The organism is Maricaulis sp. B-26, from assembly GCF_056857855.1.
On sequence record NZ_JBSXNX010000021.1, the window covers coordinates 41,596 to 65,051 of the forward strand.

Annotated in this window: 22 protein-coding genes; 21 read left to right on the forward strand and 1 reads right to left on the reverse strand. The window is 65.2% G+C overall.

Going from position 1 to position 23,456, the window contains the following annotated elements; all coding sequences use genetic code 11:
• The first annotated feature begins 14 nt into the window (after positions 1 to 14).
• The 5 genes from mutS (at position 15) to AC13HB_RS07990 (ending at position 8,882) form a co-directional block, all read left to right on the forward strand.
• Positions 15 to 2,708, forward strand: coding sequence for a DNA mismatch repair protein MutS (mutS, locus tag AC13HB_RS07970; RefSeq protein WP_482949218.1), 2,694 nt, complete (start codon positions 15 to 17; stop codon positions 2,706 to 2,708).
• A 35-nt stretch (positions 2,709 to 2,743) separates the two neighbouring features.
• Complete coding sequence (locus AC13HB_RS07975) at positions 2,744 to 5,554, forward strand: [protein-PII] uridylyltransferase (RefSeq protein ID WP_482949219.1); 2,811 nt, start codon at positions 2,744 to 2,746, stop codon at positions 5,552 to 5,554.
• A gap of 2 nt (positions 5,555 to 5,556) precedes the next feature.
• A complete protein-coding gene (murJ, locus tag AC13HB_RS07980) occupies positions 5,557 to 7,101 on the forward strand; it encodes a murein biosynthesis integral membrane protein MurJ (RefSeq protein WP_482949220.1) in 1,545 nt (514 codons plus the stop codon).
• Positions 7,102 to 7,162: 61 nt separating this feature from the next.
• A complete protein-coding gene (gene trpS / locus AC13HB_RS07985; RefSeq protein ID WP_482949221.1) occupies positions 7,163 to 8,203 on the forward strand; it encodes a tryptophan--tRNA ligase in 1,041 nt (346 codons plus the stop codon).
• Positions 8,204 to 8,306: 103 nt separating this feature from the next.
• Positions 8,307 to 8,882 carry a copper chaperone PCu(A)C gene (locus tag AC13HB_RS07990; protein WP_482949222.1) on the forward strand — a complete coding sequence of 192 codons (576 nt, stop codon included), beginning with the start codon at positions 8,307 to 8,309 and terminating at the stop codon, positions 8,880 to 8,882.
• Between the two features lie 13 nt (positions 8,883 to 8,895).
• On the opposite strand, the gene AC13HB_RS07995 is transcribed toward AC13HB_RS07990, so the two are convergent.
• On the reverse strand, positions 8,896 to 9,459 hold the full coding sequence (locus AC13HB_RS07995) for a hypothetical protein (protein ID WP_482949223.1): 564 nt from the start codon (positions 9,457 to 9,459) through the stop codon (positions 8,896 to 8,898).
• Between the two features lie 75 nt (positions 9,460 to 9,534).
• Here AC13HB_RS07995 and AC13HB_RS08000 point away from each other — a divergent pair, with 75 nt between their 5' ends.
• The 16 genes from AC13HB_RS08000 to AC13HB_RS08075 all read left to right on the forward strand — a co-directional run bounded on the left by AC13HB_RS08000 (position 9,535) and on the right by AC13HB_RS08075 (position 23,399).
• A complete protein-coding gene (locus AC13HB_RS08000; protein WP_482949224.1) occupies positions 9,535 to 10,011 on the forward strand; it encodes a universal stress protein in 477 nt (158 codons plus the stop codon).
• 66 nt (positions 10,012 to 10,077) lie between these two features.
• Positions 10,078 to 10,641 carry a NifU family protein gene (locus tag AC13HB_RS08005; RefSeq protein ID WP_482949225.1) on the forward strand — a complete coding sequence of 188 codons (564 nt, stop codon included), beginning with the start codon at positions 10,078 to 10,080 and terminating at the stop codon, positions 10,639 to 10,641.
• 61 nt (positions 10,642 to 10,702) lie between these two features.
• Entirely contained in the window at positions 10,703 to 11,353 is a 651-nt protein-coding gene (gene tsaB / locus AC13HB_RS08010; RefSeq protein WP_482949226.1) for a tRNA (adenosine(37)-N6)-threonylcarbamoyltransferase complex dimerization subunit type 1 TsaB, read from the forward strand.
• The gene (locus AC13HB_RS08015; RefSeq protein ID WP_482949227.1) at positions 11,350 to 11,826 is read left to right on the forward strand and encodes a GNAT family N-acetyltransferase; all 477 of its coding nucleotides are present in this window, start codon (positions 11,350 to 11,352) and stop codon (positions 11,824 to 11,826) included. Before tsaB ends, AC13HB_RS08015 begins: the two co-directional genes overlap by 4 nt.
• 38 nt (positions 11,827 to 11,864) lie before the next feature.
• The gene (locus tag AC13HB_RS08020; protein ID WP_482949228.1) at positions 11,865 to 12,284 is read left to right on the forward strand and encodes a Fur family transcriptional regulator; all 420 of its coding nucleotides are present in this window, start codon (positions 11,865 to 11,867) and stop codon (positions 12,282 to 12,284) included.
• Between the two features lie 36 nt (positions 12,285 to 12,320).
• Positions 12,321 to 13,601: a TCR/Tet family MFS transporter gene (locus AC13HB_RS08025; RefSeq protein WP_482949229.1), complete on the forward strand. Its 1,281-nt coding sequence runs from the start codon at positions 12,321 to 12,323 to the stop codon at positions 13,599 to 13,601.
• A gap of 141 nt (positions 13,602 to 13,742) precedes the next feature.
• Positions 13,743 to 15,113: a tRNA (N6-isopentenyl adenosine(37)-C2)-methylthiotransferase MiaB gene (gene miaB, locus AC13HB_RS08030; protein ID WP_482949230.1), complete on the forward strand. Its 1,371-nt coding sequence runs from the start codon at positions 13,743 to 13,745 to the stop codon at positions 15,111 to 15,113.
• Between the two features lie 95 nt (positions 15,114 to 15,208).
• Complete coding sequence (locus AC13HB_RS08035; protein WP_482949345.1) at positions 15,209 to 16,138, forward strand: PhoH family protein; 930 nt, start codon at positions 15,209 to 15,211, stop codon at positions 16,136 to 16,138.
• Complete coding sequence (gene ybeY / locus AC13HB_RS08040) at positions 16,138 to 16,590, forward strand: rRNA maturation RNase YbeY (RefSeq protein WP_482949231.1); 453 nt, start codon at positions 16,138 to 16,140, stop codon at positions 16,588 to 16,590. The genes AC13HB_RS08035 and ybeY overlap by 1 nt, the downstream gene beginning before the upstream one ends.
• 26 nt (positions 16,591 to 16,616) lie before the next feature.
• Positions 16,617 to 17,510 carry a hemolysin family protein gene (locus AC13HB_RS08045; protein ID WP_482949232.1) on the forward strand — a complete coding sequence of 298 codons (894 nt, stop codon included), beginning with the start codon at positions 16,617 to 16,619 and terminating at the stop codon, positions 17,508 to 17,510.
• On the forward strand, positions 17,507 to 19,114 hold the full coding sequence (lnt, locus tag AC13HB_RS08050; protein WP_482949233.1) for an apolipoprotein N-acyltransferase: 1,608 nt from the start codon (positions 17,507 to 17,509) through the stop codon (positions 19,112 to 19,114). Before AC13HB_RS08045 ends, lnt begins: the two co-directional genes overlap by 4 nt.
• An 86-nt stretch (positions 19,115 to 19,200) precedes the next feature.
• Positions 19,201 to 19,620, forward strand: coding sequence for a helix-turn-helix domain-containing protein (locus AC13HB_RS08055; protein ID WP_482949234.1), 420 nt, complete (start codon positions 19,201 to 19,203; stop codon positions 19,618 to 19,620).
• A 55-nt stretch (positions 19,621 to 19,675) separates the two neighbouring features.
• A complete protein-coding gene (trmB, locus tag AC13HB_RS08060; protein ID WP_482949235.1) occupies positions 19,676 to 20,362 on the forward strand; it encodes a tRNA (guanosine(46)-N7)-methyltransferase TrmB in 687 nt (228 codons plus the stop codon).
• Between the two features lie 145 nt (positions 20,363 to 20,507).
• The gene (gene rimP, locus AC13HB_RS08065) at positions 20,508 to 21,044 is read left to right on the forward strand and encodes a ribosome maturation factor RimP (RefSeq protein ID WP_482949236.1); all 537 of its coding nucleotides are present in this window, start codon (positions 20,508 to 20,510) and stop codon (positions 21,042 to 21,044) included.
• A gap of 31 nt (positions 21,045 to 21,075) precedes the next feature.
• Positions 21,076 to 22,791, forward strand: a complete 1,716-nt coding sequence (gene nusA / locus AC13HB_RS08070; protein WP_482949237.1) for a transcription termination factor NusA — start codon at positions 21,076 to 21,078, stop codon at positions 22,789 to 22,791.
• Positions 22,788 to 23,399 carry an RNA-binding protein gene (locus tag AC13HB_RS08075; RefSeq protein ID WP_482949346.1) on the forward strand — a complete coding sequence of 204 codons (612 nt, stop codon included), beginning with the start codon at positions 22,788 to 22,790 and terminating at the stop codon, positions 23,397 to 23,399. The genes nusA and AC13HB_RS08075 overlap by 4 nt, the downstream gene beginning before the upstream one ends.
• Positions 23,400 to 23,456: the final 57 nt, after the last annotated feature.

A 23,456-nucleotide genomic window follows, 5' to 3' on the forward strand; every position in this document is an offset into this window, starting at 1 on the left:
CACCGTCCGCACCGATGAACGCACATTCCACCCTTCCTGTCCCGATCAATCGCAGCTTTCCCTCGGCGGAGGGCGCGACGCCCATGATGGAGCAGTATCTGGCCCTGCGTGCCTCGGCACCGGGCGATGCGCTGCTGTTCTACCGGATGGGGGATTTCTACGAACTCTTCTTCGACGACGCCGTGCGGGCCGCGGCGGCGCTCGATATCGCGCTGACCAAGCGCGGCGAGCATCAGGGCGAGCCCATTCCGATGTGCGGCGTTCCTGCGGCGACCGCTGAAGCCTATCTCGCCCGTCTCATCAAGGCGGGCTTCAAGGTCGCGGTCGGCGAGCAGACCGAGGACCCAAAGGCGGCCAAGGCGCGCGGTGGTTCCAAGGCCGTCGTGCGCCGGGAAATCACGCGCGTCGTGACGCCCGGCACACTGACCGAGGACTCGCTTCTGGATCCGCGGTCCGCCAACCGGATCGCGGCCCTCGCGCGCCATGCCAGCGGCGAGGCGGCGATCGCCTGGGCGGATGTCTCGACCGGCGAGTTCGTGGTCAGTGGGGTGACGCCGGCCGCCATTGCCGCCGAGCTGGCCGCGATGAACCCCGCCGAGCTTCTGGTCGAGGAGACCGGTTTCGGCGAAGCGGCGGGCCTCGCACCGCGGGCGACGCTGACACCGCTGCCGCGCGCGAAGTTCGACGTGAATTCCGCCGAGCGGCAGCTCAAGGAGCAGTTCAGGGTCCAGGAGCTCACCGCATTCGGCGACTTCTCCAGGGCCGAACGCTCGGCACTGGGCGCTTTGCTCGACTATCTGGCGCTGTCCCAGGCCGGTGCGCCGGCCAAGCTGTCGCCGCCGCGCCAGGCGAGAGAGGGCAGTGTGCTCTCCATCGATCCGGCGACGCGGGCGAGCCTGGAAATCGAGCGCACCCTGTCCGGACAGCGACAGGGCTCGCTGCTCGACGCGATCGACCGCACGGTCACGGCGCCCGGGGCGCGCTGTCTGGCCGACCGGCTGGCGCGTCCGCTGACCGATCCCGATCAGATCGAGCGCCGTCTCGACGCCATCGCCTTCTTCGAGCAGGCCGCGGATATCAGGCGCGAGCTGCGCGACCGGCTCAAGCCTGCCGGAGATGCCGAACGCGCCCTGTCGCGTCTGCTTTTGGGGCGGGGCGGTCCGCGCGACCTCAAATCCCTGTCTGCCGCCCTGCAGGAGGGCGAGCTCATCGCGGCGCGTCTGCACCGCGAAGCGATCGACAGCCCGCCCGCCCTGATCGCCGAAGGCCTGACGGCACTCACACTGGCCGACAAGACCGAGTTGTCGGCGCTCGTTTCGGATCTCGAGCGGGCGATCGTAGACGAGCCGCCCCTGATGGCGCGCGATGGTGGTTTCGTGGCGGAGGGCTGGCAGGCCGAACTCGACGAAGCCCGCAAGCTGCGCGACGAGTCCCGCCGGGTCGTGGCCGGTCTGCAGCAGACCTATGCCGAGGCGACGGGCGTCAATGCCCTCAAGGTCAAGCACAACAATGTGCTCGGATATTTCGTCGAGGTGACGGCGAAGAATGCCGATGCGCTGATGGGCGACGAGCAATTCATCCATCGCCAGACCATGGCAAATGCCGTGCGCTTTACCACGACCGAGCTGGCCGATCTGGAAGCGAGGATCGCCAGTGCGGGCGAACGTGCCCTGGCTATGGAGCTGGAGACTTTCGCCGCGCTGCGCGAGCGGGTCGAGGCGCAGGCCGACGCGATCCGTGAGGCGACGCGGGCCCTGGCTGAGTTCGACGTCTCCGCGGCGCTGGCCGAATGGGCCGAGGAGACGCAGGCCTGCCGCCCGCAGATCGAGGCGAGCACGGTGTTCACGGTCGATGGGGGCCGGCATCCGGTGGTCGAGCGGGCTCTACAGCGCAGCGGCGAGGGCCGTTTTACGCCCAATGACTGCCAGCTGGACGGGTCCGGGTCCAAGGCCGCACGCCTGACCTTCGTCACCGGTCCGAACATGGCCGGTAAATCGACCTTCCTGCGCCAGAACGCCCTCATTCTCATGCTGGCCCAGGCCGGCTGCTACGTGCCGGCGCGATCGGCCTGTATCGGAATTGCCGACCGGCTTTATTCGCGTGTCGGTGCCGCCGACGATCTGGCGCGCGGGCGCTCGACCTTCATGGCGGAGATGATCGAGACCGCGGCCATCCTGAACCAGTCGACCGGGCGCAGTTTCGTCATTCTCGACGAGATCGGCCGGGGCACGGCCACGTTCGACGGTCTCTCCATCGCCTGGGCTGCCGCCGAACACCTGCACGAGGTCAATGGCTGCCGGGCGCTGTTCGCGACGCATTATCACGAGCTGACGCGGCTGGCCGACGATCTGGATGCCGCCGGAAACGTGTCCCTGAAGGCGAAGGAGTGGAAGGGCGAGCTGGTCTTCCTGCACGAGGTCGGCCCCGGTGCGGCCGACCGGTCCTACGGGATCGAGGTCGCTCGCCGCGCCGGCCTGCCCGGCGTTGCGATCAAGCGTGCGCAGTCTATCCTGGAGCGTCTCGAATCTGACGGCGCACCGGCGGCCGCCCTCGCCGAACTGCCCCTTTTCGCGACTGTCGAACCGGAACCCGTCATGGCAGTCTCGGAGGTCGAGACGCGCCTCTCGGAGATCGATCCGGACGGTCTGACCCCGCGCGAGGCGCTCGATCTCGTCTATGCACTCCGTGGCATGGTCAAGAAGACGTGACGCACCTTGCCGCCCTGCTCTAAGCTGGCCCCATCATGAGCCCGTCCGTCCTGCCCGCCACGCTCGATGCCCTCAAACTGCGCGCCCAGCTTGCCGCTGCGGTGGCGCAGGAAGGCTGGGGCTCGCCGTCGGCCCGGGCCGCGGGTCTCGCCGAGGTGAAGGCCGCCCTCGATCGATTTCGCGAGCATGCCGTGGACGAGCTGTCCGGTGCCGGGGGCGGTGCCCTGGCCGCGAAGACGCTCGCCGACGGCGTCAGCGTCTGCCTGCACGCGCTTTTCGACTCAATGGCGTCGGACGACCCGGACGGAGCCGGGGGCATCGCGCTGTGTGCCCAGGGTGGATTCGGTGCGGGGGAGCTCGCACCGGCCTCGGATGTCGACCTCATGCTGATCCGTCCCGACGGGACAGGCGAGGCCTGCGACGACTTCCTGCAACGGTTTCTGTATGCGCTCTGGGATCTCAAGATCGATGTCGGCGGCGGGGCTTGCCGGACGATCCAGGAAACCCTGGACCTGGCGGGGGAAGACCCTTCCGAACGCACGGCCTTGCTGAGTCTGCGTCACCTGGCGGGCGACGAGACCGTGACCACCCTGCTCGCGCAGCGCTTTCGCGACGAAGTGGTGTCAATCGACCTGCCGGGATTCGTCGAGGCCAAGCTGCGCGAACGCGATGCCCGTATCGAGAAGGCGGGCCGCTCGCGCTATACGGTCGAGCCCAATCTCAAATCCGGCAAGGGCGGCCTTCGCGACCTTCAGCTGATCCGCTGGCTGGCGCAATTTCTCTACGGCGCCGACGCGTTCGAGCGCTGGGTCGGGACGCGCCTGCTCTCGGTCGAGGATGTGAGCCGCTACGTCCAGGCCGATGATTTCCTGTGGACAGTCCGCTTCCACCTGCACGAACTGGCGGGGGGCAAGGACGAGCGTCTGACCTTCGATCTGCAGCCGGAAATCGCGGCGCGCATGGGGTTCGAGGACGAAGAGACGGAAAGCGGCGTCGAGCTTTTCATGCGGCACTATTTCCGCACCGCCATGGATGTGGGCGCGTTGACCCGCCTGGTCTGCGCCAAGCTGGAAGCCGATGCCTGGAAGTCCAAGCCGAAAGGGCTGGCGCGTTTCCTGCCGCCGGGCATGGAATCCGAAGAAGATGCCGATGTCGGCGAATTCATTGTCCGCGAGGGCCGGCTCGATTTCGCCCATGCCACGCAGATCCGCGAGGAGCCGATCCGGCTTATGCGTTTCTTCCATGTCGCGGCGTCGCGGCGGCTGGACCTGCATCCCGAGGCCGTGGCGCGGATCGGCCGGACGCTGCACCTGATCGACGATGATTTCCGGCGCGACCCGCGGGCCGCGCGCGCCTTTTTCGCGGTGCTGCTGGACAGTCCGGCGCCGATGGCGGTGCTGCGCATGATGACCGAGGCCGGTGTGCTGGGCCGCTATATCCCCGAATTCGGCGATATCGTCGCGCGCACCCAGTTCAACATGTATCACCGCTATACGGTCGACGAGCATACGCTGCAGGCGCTGGGGCTGTTGCGCGAGATCGAGGACGGTCTGCACCCGGTGGATCACCCGCTTTCCAGCCGCGTCGTGCACGAAATCCAGAATCGCCGCGCCCTGCACCTTGCCGTCCTGCTCCACGATACGGGCAAGGGCGCCGGCGATCAGTGCATCGAGGGCGGGCAGCGTGCGCGGTCGGCCTGTGACCGGCTCGGTCTTGGAGAGGACGAGCGGGAACTGGTGGCCTGGCTGATCGAGAACCACCTTCTCATGAGCGATACGGCGCAGCGGCGCGACCTGTCGGATCCGCGTACCGTCGTCGATTTCGCCAATGCGATCGGCACCATCGAGCGCCTGCGTCTTCTGACCGTGCTGACCGTGGTCGATATCCGCGCGGTCGGTCCGGGCGTGTGGAATGGCTGGAAGGGCCAGCTCATGCGCGATCTCTACGGCGCCACGGAGCGCGTGCTCGCCGAGGAAGGCGATACGCTGCAGGCGGCCCAGAAGACCCTGGCCGATCGTGCCGAACTGGCCCGTGAGGATCTGCGCGGTTCGCTGGAGCGTCTCAATGCCGAGTTCGCCGACTGGTGGACAGCCGAACACAGCGACAGCTATTGGGTCACCTTTTCACGTGAGGATCGTATTCGCCATGCCGCCTTCGTGCGTCATGCCTGGGAGGCCGGCGAAACCACCTCGGCTTCGGTGCGGGTCGACCGGCGGCGCTCGGCGACGGAGGTGATGATCTGGTCGCCCGACCGTGACCGGGTCTTCGCCGATATCGTGGCGGCGTTTGCGGAGATGCGGGCCGATGTCGTGGGCGCGACGATCAACACGACCCGGTCCGGCCAGGTCTTCGACATTTTCTACATCCAGGATGCGGCAGGACAGCCCTACGGCATTCACGACGCCCGCCAGCGCCAGGCGCTGGTCGCCTATCTGCGCGAAGTGGCGACCGGCGAGATCACGGTGCGCCGGCGCAGCCCGGCGGCGCTCAAGCGCCGCGATGCGGCCTTCCGCGTGACGCCGGCCGTGACGATTTCCAACCAGATCGCCGAACAGGCCACGGTGGTCGAGGCGTCCGGACGCGACCGGCCCGGCCTCCTGGCTGATCTCGCCGATGTGCTCGCGGATGAGGGACTGGCTCTTACTTCGGCCCAGATCGACGGCTATGGCGAACGGGCGACGGACGTGTTCTACGTGACCTGCAATGGCAGAAAGCTCGATGACGAGGCACTGACCGAGCGCCTGCGGACGGGCCTCCTGGCCGTGTTCAGCGAGAGCGAGACGGCCTTCGACAAGAAAGCGGCCCAGCGCGGCATCGCCCGCGCTCGCGCCAGTGTTTTGAGGTAGGTATGCGGCTATTGCGCTCCACGGCCGTCGTCGGTCTTCTCACCATGGCGAGCCGTGTTCTCGGGCTGGTCCGGGACCGAATGCTCGCACAAGCGCTCGGCGCCGGGCCTATAACGGACGCCTATCTCACCGCGTTCCAATTCCCCAATTTGTTTCGGCGCATCTTCGCTGAGGGAGCGTTCAATTCGGCGTTTGTGCCGCTTTATGCTGGCAAGCTTGAGGGAAATGGCCTGACTGAGGCGCAACGCTTCGCGCGACAAGTCGTTTCCGTCCTGATGACCGCCATGTTCATCCTGGTCCTTGCGGCACAGCTGGGCATGCCCTGGCTTATGTATCTACTTGCGCCAGGCTTCGTGGACGACCCCGGCTTATTTGAGTTGGCAGTGCTGCTGACCCAGATCACAATGCCTTATCTGTTGATGATGTCGCTGACCGCTATGCTCAGCGGTGTTCTCAATTCTCACGGCAAATTCGCCGTGGCATCCGCTGCGCCCGTTTTGCTCAATGTCACGCTGATCTCGATATTGGCGCTGTCGCCGGAGGGCGGCCGCGATCTGGCTCTGCATTTGTCCATCGGTATTACGGTGTCCGGCTTAATGCAGCTGGTCTGGCTTTTTGCGGCCTGCCAAACACTTGGAATTCGCCTCAGCCTTCAACTCCCGCGGCTAACGCCAGATGTACGGCGTCTCATCGTGCTGGGCGTACCCGGTGCGCTGGCGGCCGGTGTGACTCAAATCAACATCCTCGTGACCTCGGCGATCGCTACGATCGAAATTGGCGCCCGGTCATGGCTTTATTACGCTGATCGATTGTATCAGTTGCCGCTGGGCGTTATCGGGATTGCCATTGGTGTCGTGCTGCTCCCCACCCTGTCGGCGCGCTTGCGGGCTGGCGATTTGCCAGCAGCGTCCAATGCTATGAATCGCGCATTGGAAATTTCCATGGCGCTAACTCTGCCTGCGGCAGCGGCGTTGATCGCGATTCCGAATTTTATCGTGATGGGAATTTATGAGGGCGATGAATTTACACCCAATGACGTGATCATGGTGAGCGAAGCGCTGGTTCCATTCGCGATAGGTTTGCCGGCGTTTGTCCTCATCAAGGTGCTGTCGCCGGGATTCTTTGCCCGCGAGGACACTGTGACGCCGATGAAGTTTGCGACCGCGGGCGTCGTGATCAATTTGTTGCTCGGTATTGGTTTATTTTTCGGGCCACTCGGCTTCGTCGGGCTCGCAATCGCAACTTCGGTGGCCGGTTGGGTAAATGCTGGCCTCTTGGCCGCGACGCTGGCGAGACGAGGTCTCTTCAAGCCCGACGCACGCGTCCTGTCGAAGCTTCCGAGAATCCTGCTCGCCTGCGGTTTTATGGTTGCGTTCCTAATCTACGCTGATCGGCATGCAGGGCGCGTTATCGATTTTGCGTTCGGCTATCCATTGCTCGGCCTCCTCGTTATCTGCGCTGCCGGCGCCGGCGTTTACGGTCTCGGCGCCCTCGTGACCGGCGCGCTTCGCATCAGCGAGGTGCGCCAGGCGCTCAAGCGCTCTTGAGCAGGGCTGGCGGCGGGGCTAAGACCGCTGGCGAGTTTCCTATCGCTTCAAAGGCTTTCCCATGAGTGACACGCCCACCGACTACAAGGGTCCGAAACGCGTCCTGTCCGGCATGCAGCCGACCGGTCAGCTTCATCTCGGCAATTATCTCGGTGCGCTGAAGAACTGGGTGGGCCTGCAGGACGATCCCGAGCGCGAGTGCTTCTATTGCGTGGTCGACATGCACGCCACGACCATGCCGCACGACCCCAAAGCTTTGCCCGACGCCGTGCGGGCGGTTTCCGCGGCCTATATCGCCGCCGGGATCGATCCGGAAAAGAGCGCGCTCTTCGCCCAGTCTGCCGTGCCTGCGCACGCGGAACTCGCCTGGGTCTTCAATTGCGTCGCCCGTCTGGGCTGGCTCGAGCGCATGACCCAGTTCAAGGACAAGTCCGGCAAGGACAAGGAGCGGGTGTCGGTCGGCTTGCTGACCTATCCCGTGCTGATGGCGGCCGACATCCTCGTCTACAAGGCGACCGAAGTGCCGGTGGGCGAAGATCAGAAACAGCATCTGGAGCTGAGCCGCGATATCGCAGCCCGGTTCAATCGCGATTACGGCGATGGCGAAGCGCTTTTCCCGGTCCCCGATCCCATCATCCAGGGGCCGGGCGCTCGCATCATGAGCCTGCGCGACGGGACGTCGAAAATGTCGAAATCGGACGTGTCGGACAATTCCCGCATCAATATCGAGGATGATGCCGACAAGATCGCGCGCAAGATCAAGAAGGCCAAGACGGACCCGGAACCGCTGCCCGAGAGCGTCGCCGAGTTGGACAGCCGCCCGGAGGCGTCGAACCTCGTCGGTATCTATGCTGCGCTCACCGAGACCACGAAAGAGGCGGTGCTTGGCGAATTCGGAGGTCAGGGCTTCGGCGTTTTCAAGCCGGCTCTGGCCGAGGTGGCCGTGCAGTATCTCGCCCCGATCTCGGACGAGTACCGCCGCCTGCTGACCGACAAGGCCGAAATCGACCGCATTCTCGAAAAAGGCGCCGAGCGCGCCCGGGAAGTGGCTGCACCGGTGGTGGCGGAAGCGAAGCGCGCTATCGGCTATTGGGGGCATTAGGCGCGCCGAGCCGCTGCGCCCACGGTGCTGGCCGGACGATTGGTCGCGCTGACCGTGTCCAGGCCATGGGCTATGCCTTCATGCCTTGCCAGGGAGAATTCCGATGCGTGCCTTTCTTGCCGGACTGTCCATCCTTGCTCTAGCCGCCTGCGGCCAGCCGCAGGATGGCGAAGCCGAATACGACATGGATGCGACCTCGATGGATGGCCGGGAGATGGCGGACCACGCCATGCCCGGACATGCCATGACGGATGCCGAAGACGCAGCACCCCTCCCCGATGACGGCGTGATTCCGGTCGTTTCGGTTCCTGTCGCGTGGATGCGCCCGCACCCGGAAGGCCGCGACGTCACGGCCGCCTATTTCTTCGCCATGCTGGAAGACGGCACTGCCGACAATCTCGTCGCGGCGCGTATCGAGGGCGCCGAACGTGTCGAGCTGCACGGTCATGTCATGGCCGAAAACGGCATGATGCAGATGCGCCCGGTCGGGCCGCAGCGCATCGACAGTACGCTCCCGCTGGTTTTCGCGCCCGGCGGACTGCACCTCATGGTGTTCGGCCTGGCGCCGGTCGCCGAGGGTAGCAGGGTCGAAGGTGTGCTGGTCTTCGAGCGAGCAGGCGAGATTCCGGTCCGTTTTACCGTGACGGCAACGCCCCTGCCCATGCCGATGGATCACTGAGGGGCGTGTCCCCTCAGCTGGCCGGTTCGCGCGTGTAGAATTCCGGGTCGTAGGCCTTCGGGCCCTTGGGCCAGAAAATCCGCATCAGCGCCCCGCCCACGAAAACGCCGAGCAGAAGCGCCAGCCCGTAGGCATTTTCCCGCATGAGGAAGATGTAGACGAAGGCCAGGGCGCTGATCACGGCGATCGCCGTACCGGTCGCGAACATGACGAGCATGAACATCACCGTCTGCCCCTCCACAAAGCGGATGCGCTCGCGATGCGGGAGCAGCGCCTGGTGCAGGGCACGCAGGAAGGGCTGGAAGGTGTCGATCGTCGAGTCGTATCGGCCCGGCCCTTTCCAGAACATGGAGCCGAAGGCCAGTTCATGGCCTTCATTGTCCTTGATGCGGCAGACGACCTGGCTCGTCTGACCGGCGAGTTCGACCGCAAGCCGGACTTCGCCGACATGGTCGAGCTGAATTTCACCGATGCGTTCGCCGCTCTCGTCGAAGCGTTCGACGGCGCGCTCGGTGAGACGGAAAACTCCGGCCCGCGTACCGGCATGGCGACGGTCCCTGTGCTCGGCTAAATCCATGATTTCCCCCTTCGAACCCGTGCGTTGCAAGCATTTGCTGGACGTGCCGGGCGGAACCGGCCAAACTCCGCGCGCATGCCGAACAGCAATCGCAAATTTCTCGTCGTCGCCGACGATACTATCGAATGCCGCACCGCGCTCTACTTTGCTGCGCGCCGTGCGCAGGCGACCGGTGCGCACGTTACCATACTGGCCAGTCACGAGCCCGGCGATTTCAATCACTGGATCGGCGTCGCCGAGACCGCCAAGCGCGAGGCGGAGGCGGCCTCCGAGGCCTTGCTGGAATCCATGGCGGAAGATGCCGAAGCCGTAACCGGAGAGCGTCCGGAGCTGCTGCTGCGCGAAGGCGAGCGGCGCGAGGTCCTGGCCCGCGTGCTTGAGGAAGACCCGCTGATATCACTGCTCATTCTCGGGGCGTCTCCCTCGTCGGAAGGCCCCGGGCCGCTGGTGTCGGCGCTGGCGCGCGGCAAGGGGTTGTTCAATGGCCGGACGGTCCCTGTCACCGTGGTTCCCGGCGATATGGACAAGTCGGAAATCGACGCCCTGATCTGACATCCCTACTGCCAGCATGGTTGAACGCGGGCCAAAAGAACGCCAACTGAGGGGCAGGAGGCCGTCATGTTCATCCAGACCGAAGCAACACCAAACCCGAACACGCTGAAATTCCTGCCCGGGCGCGAGATATCGCCAGCCGGTCCACGTGAATTCGAGAACGAGCAGGACGCACAGGTCTCGCCGCTGGCCTCGGATCTTTTCCTGGTCGACGGCGTGAGCACGGTCTTCTTCGGTGAGGATTTCATCGCGATCACCAAGACCGATGCCAGTGACTGGGATCACATCAAGCCCTTCCTGCTTGGTGCGATCATGGACGGTCTGCAGTCCGGCCGCCCCATCCTGGGCGAGGCCGAGCTCGATTCCGGCCATGCGGCCTATGAGGGCGAGAGCGAAGGCCTGGTGAAGGAAATCATCGAGCTGATCGATACGCGCGTGCGCCCGGCCGTGGCTCAGGACGGCGGTGATATCCTCTTCCATTCCTTCATTGCGGACAGTGGAACCGTGCGCCTGAAAATGCGCGGTGCCTGCTCCGGCTGCCCGTCCTCCACGATGACGCTGAAGGCCGGCATCGAGAACCTGCTCAAGCACTATATTCCCGAAGTCCAGGCCGTCGAGGCGGTTGAATAGGTTCGGTCTCATTTCTCGCGCGGGCTTCGACCTGGCGCGGAAAACCGGCTAAACCGCCCGCATGACGATTCTCGCCATCGATACCACCGGCAGCAACTGTTCCGTTGCCTTGCGCCTGACCGGCCGGGACGATGCCGTACGCATCGATCCGATCGGCCGTGGCCATGCCGAGCGCCTGGCGCCGATGGTCGCCGACCTGCTGGCCGATGAAGAGGTGAAAGTTGCCGATCTGGACCGGATCGGGGTGACGGTCGGGCCGGGCAGCTTCGCCGGGACGCGTGTGGGTGTCGCCTTTGCGCGCGGGCTCGCCCTGGCCTGCGGTGCGGACATCGTCGGGATCTCCAATCTGGCGGTCTTCGTGCGCGCCAGCGCAGCGTCCGGGCCGGTGGCGGCCATCCATGATGCAAGGCGCGGCGAAGCCATCCTCCAGTTCTGGGCAAGTCCCGATGCTCCGGGCGAAACGCAGCGTCTCCCCCAGGGTGAAATCGCCGATCGTCTCGGTGTGCTGGGGGGTCCGGATGCGCTGGCCGTCACAGGGCCCGGCGCTCATCTGGCCCGTTCTGCCGGTTACCATCAGGTCGGACCGGAGGCGCTCGACATCTCGGCCCTGCTCGATCTCGTCGCGGTGGCCGATCCGGCCGAAGACCTGCCCTCGCCCTTCTATGCCCGCCCGCCGGACGCGAAGCTGCCCGGCGGCGTCGAGCCGGCATGAGTCGCGCAAAGACCGGTGCCGCGGCAGAGGCGGTGACAGCCCAGTCGGCGGCGGCGCTGGCCGATCTTCACGATCGCTGTTTCGCCACCGGGTGGGGCGAATCCGAATTTGCCGCCATGTTGCAATTGCCGGGGATGACAGGCCTGGTCACCGGGCCGCCGACCGCGCCCACCGGCCTCATTCTGGTCCGTGCGGCCGCAGACGAAGCGGAAGTCCTGACCGTCTGCGTCGATCCCGATGCGCGCGGGCAGGGGTTGGGGCACTGCTTGTTGCAGGGTGCGGAAACACGTCTCGAATCCGCAGGGATTGTCCGTCTATTCCTGGAGGTTTCCACGGAAAACATGCGGGCACGCAGGCTGTATGACCAAGCAGGTTACTCGGAGATAGGGCGGCGGCGGCGCTACTACGCCGACGGGGCGGATGCCTGCGTACTCGAAAAATGGCTGTCCGGAGATGGACATCACCCTGCCTGAGCGCCTATTTCTCGAATGACCGACCAGGGAAATCGCCAATGCCGGATCGAATCGAAAAACTCTGCATCGACAAGGGCCTTCGTATGACGGACCAGCGACGCGTGATTGCGCGCGTGCTGTCCGAGTCTGACGACCACCCCGACGCCGAGGAATTGCACCGCCGCGCCGCGGCGGAGGATCCGCGCATTTCGCTCGCGACGGTCTACCGGACTGTCCGCCTGTTCGAGGAAGCCGGCATTATCGAGCGGCACGATTTCCGCGACGGAAGGTCGCGCTATGAGGAAGTCGGCGACGAGCATCACGACCATCTGATCGACCTCAAGTCCGGTGAAGTCGTGGAATTCGTCAATGAAGAGATCGAGCAGTTGCAGGAAGCGATCGCCCGCAAGCTGGGCTACAAGCTTGTGGATCACCGCCTCGAGCTTTACGGCGTGCCTCTGAAGGGTACCGACGACTAGGTCCCTGCCTCGTCCGCGTCCGACCAGGGAAACGCGATGTCCGTGCGCCCGACCGGCAAGCATGCCGTCATCTTCATCTTCATTACCGTCCTGATCGACATGATCGGCTTCGGCCTGATCATCCCCGTCATGCCGGAACTGATCGAGGAGCTGACCGGGCTTCGCGCCAATAACGCCGCCGTGCTGGGCGCCTGGTTGATGGTGACCTATGCCGGCATGCAATTCGTCTTCGCGCCGATCGTGGGCGGTCTGTCCGACCGTTTCGGCCGCAAGCCGGTCCTGCTGGCTGCGCTTGGCGGTTTCACGATCGATTATCTGATCATGGGTTTTGCGCCGGTCTTCTGGCTGCTCCTCGTGGGCCGCCTGCTGGCTGGCGTTTTCGGGGCGAGCTATTCCACCGCCAATGCCTTCATCGCCGACATCACCCCGCCGGAAGAACGCGCCGCGCGCTTCGGCCTGATCGGCGCCGCCTTCGGCGTCGGCTTCACGCTCGGACCGGCCATCGGCGGTTTACTCGGCGATAATTTCGGGCCGCGCGCACCCTTCTTCGCGGCGGCGATGCTGGCGGGCGCCAATTTCGTCTACGGGCTGATCGTCCTGCCCGAGACGCTGAAGCCGGAAAACCGGCGTCCCTTCGATATCCGCCGGGCCAATCCGCTGGGCTCGCTGATCCAGATCCGCAAATATCCGGCCGTGCTGGTCCTGATGAGCGCGATCTTCCTGATGCTGCTGGGGCATGCCGTCTATCCGGCGATCTGGGCCTATTACTCCGACTTCAAGTTCGGCTGGGGCCCGAAGGAGATCGGCCTCTCGCTCATGGCGGTCGGTCTGACCTCGGCTATCGTGCAGGGCGGGCTGACGCGCATTCTCGTTCCCAAACTGGGCGAGTGGCGGGCGATCACTATCTCGCTCATTCTCGCCGTCCTGGCCTATGCTGCGTACGGCTTCGCGACGCAGGGCTGGATGGTCTACGCCATTATCGCGCTCGCCGCACTGGGCGGGATCGGGCAGCCGGCGCTCCAGGGCGTGATGTCGCGCATCATTCCGCCCAACGCCCAGGGCGAGCTGCAGGGGGCGATGACCTCGCTTCAGAGCCTGTCCATGATCATCGGGCCTCTCGTCATGTCGCGCATGTTCTCGCATTTCTCGTCCGACGAGGCAGTCGTGACCTTTGCCGGCGCGCCCTTCCTGCTCGCCTCGGGCCTGACCCTGATCGCGCTTGTCATCGGGCTGAGTGCCCGCCGGCACGATCCGGGCCCGCACGCGCGCCAGGTTTCGCTGAGCGAGCAGCGCGAAGCCGCTGGTCCGGCGGAGTAGCTGCGGCGCGAGGCGTGATCGACTGGCAGGCCTTGCGTTCAGCCCCCATATCCATCATAACGCGCGGCTTCCCGGACCTGCAGATCCGCAGGTCCCGGCCGCAGTAGGATACGCGCCTGAGACCCAGGCGATGCAGGTTTCATGAGCACGACGCGCAAACGCCTTTTCATCAAGACCTATGGCTGCCAGATGAATGTCTATGATTCCGAGAGGATGAAGGATGTTCTGACCCCGCTCGGCTATGAGCCGGCCGAGGAGCCGGACGGGGCGGATCTGGTCATTCTCAATACCTGCCATATCCGTGAGAAGGCGGCCGAGAAGGTCTATTCCGAGCTGGGCCGGCTGCGTCCGCTGAAGGAAGAAAAGGCCGCCGCGGGCGGTATGACCATCGCCGTGGCCGGCTGCGTGGCCCAGGCCGAGGGCGCGGAGATCATGAAGCGCGCACCGGTCGTCGATCTCGTCGTCGGACCGCAGACCTATCACAAGCTTCCCGAACTGATCGCCCAGGCGCACCGAGCCAAGGGCGAGGCGCTGGATACCGAGTTCGAGGTCGAGGACAAGTTCGACACGCTGGGCAATGAGCGCCAGGTGGAGGGTTACACCGCTTTCGTCACCGTGCAGGAGGGTTGCGACAAATTCTGTACCTTCTGCGTGGTGCCCTATACCCGCGGTGCCGAATGGTCCCGGCCGGTCGACCAGATCGTCGCCGAGGTCCGGGCTCTGGCCGCCAAGGGCGTGCGCGAGGTCACGCTGCTTGGTCAGAACGTCAATGCCTTCCACGGCGAACCGCCGGCCGGGTCCGAGGCCGACGGCCCCTGGGGGCTGGGCCAGCTGGTCCGCCACCTTGCCCTGATCGGCGGCATCGAGCGTATCCGCTTCACCACTTCGCACCCGCGCGACATGGATGACGATCTCATCAATGCCTTCGCGGATACGCCGAAGCTGATGCCCTATTTCCACCTGCCGGTTCAGGCGGGTTCGGACAAGATCCTCAAGGCCATGAACCGCCAGCATACGGCGGAGGACTATCTCGCCACGATCGAACGCCTGCGCGCAGCGCGGCCGGACATCGCCATTTCCGGCGACATGATCGTCGGCTTCCCGGGCGAGACGGACGCGGATTTCGAGGCAACGCTCGATCTGGTGCGTCAGGTCAATTACGCTTCCTGTTTCTCGTTCAAGTATTCCAAGCGCCCGGGCACGCCCGGTGCGGCCATGTTCAACCAGGTCGACGAAGCGGTGAAAACCGAGCGCCTGGCGGTGCTGCAGGACCTGCTCAATCGGCAGCAGGTCGCTTTCAATGAGAGCCAGATCGGCCGCACCCTGCCGGTGCTTTTCGAAAAGGCGGGACGTCTCGAGGGCCAGCTTCATGGCCGCAGCCCCTATCTGCAGTCGGTTCATGTCGATGCGCCAGCCGAGCTGCTCGGAAAGATCGCCGATGTCGAGATCGAGGCCGCGTCGCGCAATGCGCTGACCGGACGTCTCGTCGGCGGCGAACGGAGTGCTGCGTGACCGCGGACCGCTCCTCCACGCGCAAGCGCGCCACCAAGCCGCGACGCGAACCGACCGACAGCCTGCATTTCGAGGATGGCGAGCGGCTGCGCGGCATGGCCGGCGCCGGCGATCGTTTCTTCATGATCGTCGAGCAGGAACTCGGCGTGCGGATCAGTGCGCCCGGCGGCGGCCAGGTTCTCATCGCTGGCGAGGATTCGCAGGCCCGTGACGACGCCAAGCGGGCGTTGAAGCGCCTTTATGCCTCGCTCGAGCATGGCCTGACCTGCGATGAAGCGGCCGTGCGCGCGGCCCTGCGCATGAGCGACGAGCCGGATGATGGCGGCCCCGATGACGGCGTCATTCGTGTGCCGCGGGGCTCCAGTCTCATTGCCCGTACGGACGGGCAACGCCACTACGTGCGCGCGCTCAAGAATGATCGCGATTACGACCTCATCTTCGGCGTCGGCCCGGCCGGGACCGGCAAGACGTTGCTCGCGGTCGCCTATGGCGCCTCGCTGCTGGTCCAGCGCAAGGTCGAGAAGCTGATCATCACCCGCCCCGCGGTCGAGGCGGGCGAAAAGCTCGGCTTTCTGCCGGGCGATCTGACCGAGAAGGTCGATCCCTATCTTCTGCCGGTCTGGGATGCGCTTGCCGATACGCTGGGACGCAGCCAGCTCGAAAAGATGCGCGAGGACGGCCGCATCGAGGTCGCACCGATCGCCTTCATGCGCGGCCGGACGCTGAACCGGGCCTTCATCGTGGTCGACGAGGCCCAGAACACCTCGCGCGCCCAGATGCAGATGGTGCTGACCCGACTCGGTGAGGGTTCGCGCATGGCCGTCACCGGCGATCCCAGCCAGTGCGACCTCAATCCGCGCGACCCGTCGGGCCTGCCGCATGCCCTCGATATTCTCGGCCGCACGAAAGGGGTTGCCATAACCCGCTTTACGCGGACGGATGTCGTACGGCACGATCTGGTGGCCCGGATCGTGGAGGCTTACGAGGAGGATGCCCGCCAGCAGGGCGGGCCCGGTCGCGACTGATGAACGCTGTGGACCTGATCGTCGAGGACGAGGCCTGGAACGGGGTCGAGGGAAAATCCGTTCTGGCCGAAAAGGCCATTGCCGCCGCCTTCGACCTGATCGAGGCGCCGAAGCCGGGCGTGGTCGCCATCCTGCTGACCGGGGACGACGAGATCGCCCGCCTCAACAGGACATTCCGCGACAAGGACGGACCGACCAATGTGCTCTCCTTCCCGTCCGGCGAGACGGCGGACAACCAGCTTGGCGACATGGCGCTGGCCTGGGGCGTGATGACACGTGAAGCGGAAGCCCGCGGCATTACTGTTGCCGATCATTTGCGCCATCTGATTATTCATGGATTCCTGCATCTTCAGGGATATGATCACCAGCATGATGACGAAGCGGAGCGCATGGAAGATCTCGAGCGCCGGGCGCTGGTCCGGCTCGGTGTTGCCGATCCCTATGCCGGCTGACCGTCTGGAGTTGATTCCGACCCACCATGGCTGACCATTCTTCCAACGTGCCGCAGACCGAGTCCCGGTCCTGGTTCTCGCGCCTTATCGGTGCATCCGACGATACCGGGACATCCGGCGATTCACCGGCCGCGACCGCTCACCCCTCGATCGAGGCCAATGCGCTGGACGCCTTGCGCGTTGCCGATGTCATGGTGCCGCGCGCCGACATCGTCGGCGTCGAGATCGCAACGCCGCTGGGCGAACTTGCCAAGGTGTTCGCGGAAGCCTCCCATTCGCGCCTGCCGGTCTATCGGGAAACGCTCGACGACCCGGTGGGCGTGGTCCACATCAAGGACGTTGTCGGTCACCTGGCTCCGGACGAGGACGGCAGCCGCCTCGCCGGCTGGGCCGACAAGCAGATTCTGCCCTCGATCCAGCGACAGCTGCTCTTCGCGCCGCCCTCGATGAAGGCGACGGACCTTCTGCGCCGCATGCAGGCGCGTCGCATGCATCTTGCGCTTGTAGTGGACGAATACGGCGGTACCGACGGACTGGTGACGCTGGAAGACCTGATCGAACCGATCGTCGGCGATATCGAGGACGAACATGACGAGGGCGATGCGCCGGCCATCCGGGCGCGTGGTCCCGGTGTCTGGGACGTCGAGGCCCGTGCGGAGATCGACGATTTCGAGGCCGTAGTCGGCGAAGAGATCGCGGCACCGGACGAGGATGAGGATGTCGACAGTCTGGGCGGTCTCGTCTTTACCCTGATCGGGCGCGTGCCCGAGCGCGGCGAAGTGATCCGTCACCCCACCGGGTATGAATTCGAGGTGCTCGAAGCGGATTCCCGGCGGATCAAGCGCATGCGCGTTCGCGCCCCCGGCCGTCGGCAGAAGCCCGTTTTACCGTCTTCCGACGAGACCGATACCAGCCGATGAACTGGCGGCGTCTGCCTGTCTGGTGGCCGCGCGCCTGGCTGACCCGGCAGCGCGGCTGGCGTCACCGCATCGCGGTGACCCTCGCCGGTGCCGTCTCCGCCCTCTCCATGGCGCCCTTGCATATCTGGCCGGCCCTGATGCTCGGCCTTTGCGTTCTGCTCTGGAGTTTCGACGGGGCACGGCGTACGGCACGCCCGATGCGCTCGGCTTTCCTGCGCGGCTTCCTCTTCGGTATGGGATATTTCCTCGCGGGCACTTATTGGGTCGTGTTCGCCTTCCTGACGCGCGGCAATGGTTTCGAGCTGGTCGCGCCGCTGGCCATGCCGCCCTTTGCGGCGCTGCTCGCCGTTTTCTGGGGCGCGGCCGGCGCGCTCTACGTCGCCGTCGCACAGCGGACGGAGTGGCGCGTTCTGGTCTTCGCCGCGGCGATCGCCCTTCTGGAGTGGGTGCGCGGGCATCTTTTCGGCGGGCTTCCCTGGAATCTGCCCGGATATACCTGGGAGGCGGGCGGAGCAATCAGCCAGACGGCAGCCTGGTTCGGCATATACGGTCTCAGCTTCCTGACCCTGCTCGTTCTCGCCGCTCCGGCGGTCGTTCTCGGCGCACGTTTCCGGGTGACGCGCGCCGTCCCGGTCCTTGCTGCGCTCGGCATCATGCTCGTTCTGGTCTTTACTGGCGCGCTGCGCCTGTTCGGGGGCCAGCTCGACTATCATCCGGACGTTCGTCTGCGCATCGTCCAGTCGGCGATCACCCAGCAGGAAAAGTGGGGTCAGGGCGGCGACAGCCTCGCGCGATCGCGCTATCTCGCCCTGACCGAAGAGCCGGGTCTGGAAGACGTGACTCATGTGCTCTGGCCTGAAGGCGCGTTGCCTATTTTCATGCTGCGGGACGGTGCCACGCTGAGCATGATCGGTGAACGGCTCGATGGCGGGCAGGTCCTCATGGCCGGCATCAACCGGCTTGCCGAGAATGATGACGGTCTCAGCGACGTCTACAACTCCATGGCCGTGCTTCATTTTGCGGACGGGACGCCGCGCCTGGACGGGCTTTACGACAAGGCGCGCCTGACCCCGTTCGGCGAAACCGTACCGCTGAGTTGGCTGGTGTCGGCGATCGGTTTCGACGAATTCGCCCGGCGCCAGTTCACGCCCGGCGCCGGGCCCTTCACCCTCGATGTCCCGAACGCGCCGTCTGTCATGCCGCTGATCTGCTACGAGGCGATCTTTCCGGAATTCGTGCAAGGCGCCCGCCCGCGCCCGCAATGGTTGTTCAATCTGTCAAACGACGCCTGGTTCGGCACCAGTACCGGCCCGTATCAGCACTTCAACCAGGCGCGCTACCGATCGATCGAGACCGGCCTGCCGCTGGTCCGTGCCGCTTCGCGCGGCGTGTCCGGCGTGGTGGACCCCTACGGCCGTGCGGACGTTGCAATAGCGCCGGATGCCGAGGGCGCCTTCGACGTCGCTCTGCCGCGAGCGCTCGGCCCGGCGCCCTATGGCTGGTGGGGCGACTGGCCTGCGCTGCTCCTGATTCTGGCTGTGTTGGCGGGAAGCTGGCTGCAGACGCGTCCCGGTTGGCGGCAGCGTTTCCGTCTGCATCCGTGACATGAAGTTTTTGTGATCGCCAGCCATTGGTTGTATCTGAGAACTATACTACAATGCGCATGCGTTCACTGAAACGAGGTGGCGACATGCCCAAAGTGAATCCGCGTGGCCCCAATCCGATCGATATCCATGTCGGCGCGCGCGTGCGTCTGCGACGGCAACTGCTCAAGATGAGCCAGGAGAAGCTGGGCGACGAGCTGGGAGTGACTTTCCAGCAGGTGCAGAAATACGAGCGCGGCGCCAATCGCGTCGGCGCGAGCCGGCTTTACCGTCTGTCGCGCGTGCTGGACGTTCCCGTGCAGTTCTTCTTCGAGGGGCTGGGCGAAAAATCGGCCGAGACCGGCATGGCGGAAGGCGACCAGACGCCGGTGATCTACGATTTCATCCAGAGTTCCGACGGGGTTTCGCTGGCCGAGGCCTTCTCCCGGATCCAGGACGGCAAGGTCCGCCGGCGCATTCTCGAACTGGTGCGCACACTCGCCGATGAGGACAGTGCGCGTCGATAGGACCTCGCTGATGACGGGCTCGCCTCGCGGGCCCTGACGCGCTAAATGCGCGCCCATGACTGATACCCGACCTGAAAATCCCGGTTTTCGCCTTTTCGGACGCGCCCAGGGCAAGCCGCTCTCCGCGCGCCAGCAGGGGCTTGTCGACAATCTCCTGCCACGGATCGACCTGCCGGAAGACGGTGAGATCGACCCCGCGGCGCTGTTGCCCGGGGCGACGACACGCGTGCTCGAGATCGGTTTCGGCGGGGGCGAGCACCTCGCCGCCCAGGCCGAGCGATCGCCGGAGACGGGCTTTATCGGGATCGAGCCCTTTCTCAACGGCGTGGCCAAGGCCCTGACCTATGTCGAGGAGAAGACGCTGGAGAATGTGCGCGTCCATCGCGGCGATGCGCGCGAAGTGCTGCCGCGTTTCAAGGCGCAAAGCCTCGACCGCATCTACCTCCTCTTTCCCGACCCCTGGCACAAGAAGCGTCATGCCAAGCGCCGTTTCGTTCAGCCGGCGACCCGCGACGAATTCGCGCGCATGCTCAAGCCGGGCGGATTGCTGCGCATCGCGACGGACGTCAAATCCTATGCCGATCACTGCATGGTCGAGCTGACAGGCGACGACCGGTTCGACTGGCAGGCCAACGCCGCCGATGACTGGCGCCTACCCCCGTCCGATCACATCACCACGCGCTACGAAACAAAGAATCTCGGCGATTGCGCGCCGGTCTTCATGGATTTCGTGCGGGTCTAGCTTTTCGTTACACGTGACCCGTCTTGCCTTTCCGCGGCATCGCGCGTATACACCGCCCATCACATGTTCGATCGCATCGGATGATGCTATCGAGCGGTCGCCCACGGCGGCCGCTCTTTTTGTTTTTCAAAAGGGGCTCGAGGCCTTGAAGACCAAGACGCCGCAAGACAATCGCATTCTCGCTCTGGCCGAGCCGGTGGCTGCCGATCTCGGTCTGGAAGTGGTGCGCGTGCGCGTCATGTCCGGCAAGAAACCCCGGCTCCAGATCATGGCAGACCGCACCGACGGCACCTTCATCGAAGTCGAGGACTGCGTCCGCCTGTCGCGCGCCCTGTCCGACGTGTTCGAGGTCGAAGATCCGATCGCGGGAGAGTATGATCTGGAAATCTCCTCGCCCGGGATCGACCGGCCGCTGACGGCGCCGGGCCATTTCGCGCGCTGGGAAGGCTATGAGGCCAAGATCGAGCTCGATCGCCTGGCCGAGGGCCGCAAGCGTTTCCGCGGCGTGCTCGCGGGTATCGAAGACGACAATGTCCTGCTCGACATGGAGGGCGAGGACGAGACGACGCTGATTCCGTTCGACTGGATCGCGGACGCCAAACTGGTTTTGACTGACGCCTTGATCGAGGCGGATTTGAAAGCGCGGGGGGATGCCTCCGCGACGACTGAAGGAGACGAATGATGTCGCAGTCCATCGCTACGGGGATCGCCCGATGAGCATTGGTGTTAGCGCCAACCGCCTGGAGCTGTTGCAGATCGCCCGCGCTGTCGCGGCCGAGAAGTCCATCGATGAATCGATCGTGATCGAGGCTATCGAGGAAGCCATCCAGAAGGCCGCGCGCTCCCGCTACGGGGCCGAAAACGACATCCGCGCCAAGATCGACCCGAAGACGGGCGAGCTGTCGCTTACCCGTTGCATGACGGTCGTGGAAGAGGTCGAGAACGAAAGCCAGGAGCTTTCCCTCGCCGATGCCAAGAAGATCGACAAGGACGCCGAGGTCGGCACGGTCTTCTCAGACGAGCTGCCGCCGATCGAGTTTGGCCGCGTCGCCTCGCAGACGGCCAAGCAGGTCATCACGCAGAAAGTCCGCGAAGCCGAGCGCCAGCGCCAGTTCGAGGAATACAAGGATCGCGTCGGCGAGATCGTCAGCGGTATCGTCAAGCGCGTCGAGTACGGCAATGTGATCATCGACCTGGGCCGCGCCGAAGGCATTATCCGCCGCGCCGACGGCATTCCGCGTGAAAACCTGCAGAACAATGAGCGCGTGCGCGCCTATATCTACGATGTACGCGAAGAAGTGCGCGGCCCGCAGATCTTCCTGTCGCGGGCGCATCCGGACTTCATGGCTGCCCTGTTCGCGCAGGAAGTGCCGGAAGTCTACGAAGGTATCATCGAGATCCCCTCCGTGGCCCGCGACCCGGGTTCGCGTGCGAAGATCGCCGTGATTTCCAATGACGGCTCGATCGACCCGGTGGGCGCTTGCGTCGGCATGCGCGGCAGCCGTGTCCAGGCCGTCGTCTCCGAACTCGCCGGCGAGAAGATCGATATCATTCCGTGGTCCGACGACCCGGCTACCTTCATCGTCAACGCCCTGCAGCCGGCGGAAGTCGCCAAGGTCGTGCTCGACGAGGAAGACCAGCGTATCGAGGTTGTGGTGCCGGACGAGCAGCTCTCGCTCGCCATCGGCCGCCGGGGCCAGAATGTCCGTCTCGCTTCGCAGCTGACGGGCTGGTCGATCGACATCCTGACCGAGGAAGAAGAGTCCGAACGCCGGCAGAAGGAATTCGCCGAGCGGACCCAGCTCTTCATCGGTGCCCTTGATGTCGACGAGGTCATTGCCCAACTCTTGGCTACCGAAGGCTTCACCGACGTCGAGGACATCGCCTATGTCGATCTCGGCGAAATCGCCGTCATCGAAGGCTTCGACGAGGATACGGCCGAGGAAATCCAGGCCCGTGCCCGCGATTATCTCGAGCGGCTTGCCGCCGAGCAGGACGCCAAGCGCAAGGAGCTGGGCGTCGAGGATGCGGTGCTCGAGGTCGAAGGCGTGGAACTCGCCATGGCGGTCAAGCTCGGCGAGAACGACGTCAAGACGGTCGAGGACCTGGCCGGTCTCGTCACTGACGATCTTCGCGGCTGGTTCGAGACCAAGAATGGCGAGCGCGTGCGCGAGCCGGGCATTCTCGAAGACTTCAACCTGTCGGCTGAAGATGCGGAGATGATGATCATGCGGGCGCGTGTCGCTGCCGGCTGGATCTCCGAGGAAGACCTGCCGCAGGTCGAGGTCGAGGAAGAGGAAATCGAGACGAGCGAAGCGGACGCCGCTTTCGACGTCGAGAGCATGGATCTGGCCGAGCTGGAAGCCGAAGCCGAGGCCCTGGGTCTCGACCTCGACGAGGCTGTGGCCGAAGAGGAGAAGGAAGGCTGACCAGCCCGGCTGCGACACGGCACCGGGATCGTCGCTGCGTCGCCACCGGCGAGGTTTGCGACGAGACCCGGCTGATCCGGATCGCCCTGGGACCGGACGATGTTTTGGTCCCGGACCTGGCGGCGAAACTGCCCGGGCGGGGTGCCTGGGTGACGGCCGACCGGGAGCTGGTCGGGAAGGCGCTCAAGAAAGGCGCCTTCAACCGGGCCTTCGGAGGCCGCGTTGTCGTCCCGGACGATTTCGCGGACCTCCTCGAGCGGCTTCTGGCCGAGCGCGCGCTGAACCTGATGGGTCTTGCGCGCCGCTCGGGAGATTTCGCGACGGGCTTCGACGCGGTGCGTCTGGCCCTCAAGGCCGCCCGCCCGGCCTGGCGCGTCGAAGCGTCGGACGGGGCGGCGGACGGCCGGTCGAAGCTCGACCGGCTGGCACAGGCAGCCTGGGGCGACGTCCCGGTGGCGGCCTGTTTCACGGCGGAGGAGATCGGGCAGGCCACGGGCCGCGGTCCGGTCGTCCATGCCGCCATGTCGGAAGGGCCGCAGGCGCGGGCCTTCGCGACGGTGATGGACAAGCTGTCCGGCTTTCGTCCGCTTGATCCCCGGCAGGGGTGATCGCGCGAAGCCGGGCGGGACGACCGCCGGACATGCCGCCCATGCGGCCTTGGCGGT

Coding starts and splice junctions, on each gene's coding strand:
- AC13HB_RS07975 (WP_482949219.1), top strand. CDS start 2,744: ATGAGCCCGTCCGTCCTGCCCGCCACGCTCGATGCCCTCAAACTGCGC.
- miaB (WP_482949230.1), top strand. CDS start 13,743: ATGAGCACGACGCGCAAACGCCTTTTCATCAAGACCTATGGCTGCCAG.
- AC13HB_RS08020 (WP_482949228.1), top strand. CDS start 11,865: ATGCCGGATCGAATCGAAAAACTCTGCATCGACAAGGGCCTTCGTATG.
- AC13HB_RS08005 (WP_482949225.1), top strand. CDS start 10,078: ATGTTCATCCAGACCGAAGCAACACCAAACCCGAACACGCTGAAATTC.
- AC13HB_RS08035 (WP_482949345.1), top strand. CDS start 15,209: ATGGCCGGCGCCGGCGATCGTTTCTTCATGATCGTCGAGCAGGAACTC.
- trpS (WP_482949221.1), top strand. CDS start 7,163: ATGAGTGACACGCCCACCGACTACAAGGGTCCGAAACGCGTCCTGTCC.
- AC13HB_RS08055 (WP_482949234.1), top strand. CDS start 19,201: ATGCCCAAAGTGAATCCGCGTGGCCCCAATCCGATCGATATCCATGTC.
- AC13HB_RS08045 (WP_482949232.1), top strand. CDS start 16,617: ATGGCTGACCATTCTTCCAACGTGCCGCAGACCGAGTCCCGGTCCTGG.
- ybeY (WP_482949231.1), top strand. CDS start 16,138: ATGAACGCTGTGGACCTGATCGTCGAGGACGAGGCCTGGAACGGGGTC.
- tsaB (WP_482949226.1), top strand. CDS start 10,703: ATGACGATTCTCGCCATCGATACCACCGGCAGCAACTGTTCCGTTGCC.
- AC13HB_RS07990 (WP_482949222.1), top strand. CDS start 8,307: ATGCGTGCCTTTCTTGCCGGACTGTCCATCCTTGCTCTAGCCGCCTGC.
- mutS (WP_482949218.1), top strand. CDS start 15: ATGAACGCACATTCCACCCTTCCTGTCCCGATCAATCGCAGCTTTCCC.
- AC13HB_RS08015 (WP_482949227.1), top strand. CDS start 11,350: ATGAGTCGCGCAAAGACCGGTGCCGCGGCAGAGGCGGTGACAGCCCAG.
- AC13HB_RS08000 (WP_482949224.1), top strand. CDS start 9,535: ATGCCGAACAGCAATCGCAAATTTCTCGTCGTCGCCGACGATACTATC.
- lnt (WP_482949233.1), top strand. CDS start 17,507: ATGAACTGGCGGCGTCTGCCTGTCTGGTGGCCGCGCGCCTGGCTGACC.
- AC13HB_RS07995 (WP_482949223.1), bottom strand. CDS start 9,459: ATGGATTTAGCCGAGCACAGGGACCGTCGCCATGCCGGTACGCGGGCC.
- AC13HB_RS08025 (WP_482949229.1), top strand. CDS start 12,321: ATGTCCGTGCGCCCGACCGGCAAGCATGCCGTCATCTTCATCTTCATT.
- nusA (WP_482949237.1), top strand. CDS start 21,076: ATGAGCATTGGTGTTAGCGCCAACCGCCTGGAGCTGTTGCAGATCGCC.
- murJ (WP_482949220.1), top strand. CDS start 5,557: ATGCGGCTATTGCGCTCCACGGCCGTCGTCGGTCTTCTCACCATGGCG.
- trmB (WP_482949235.1), top strand. CDS start 19,676: ATGACTGATACCCGACCTGAAAATCCCGGTTTTCGCCTTTTCGGACGC.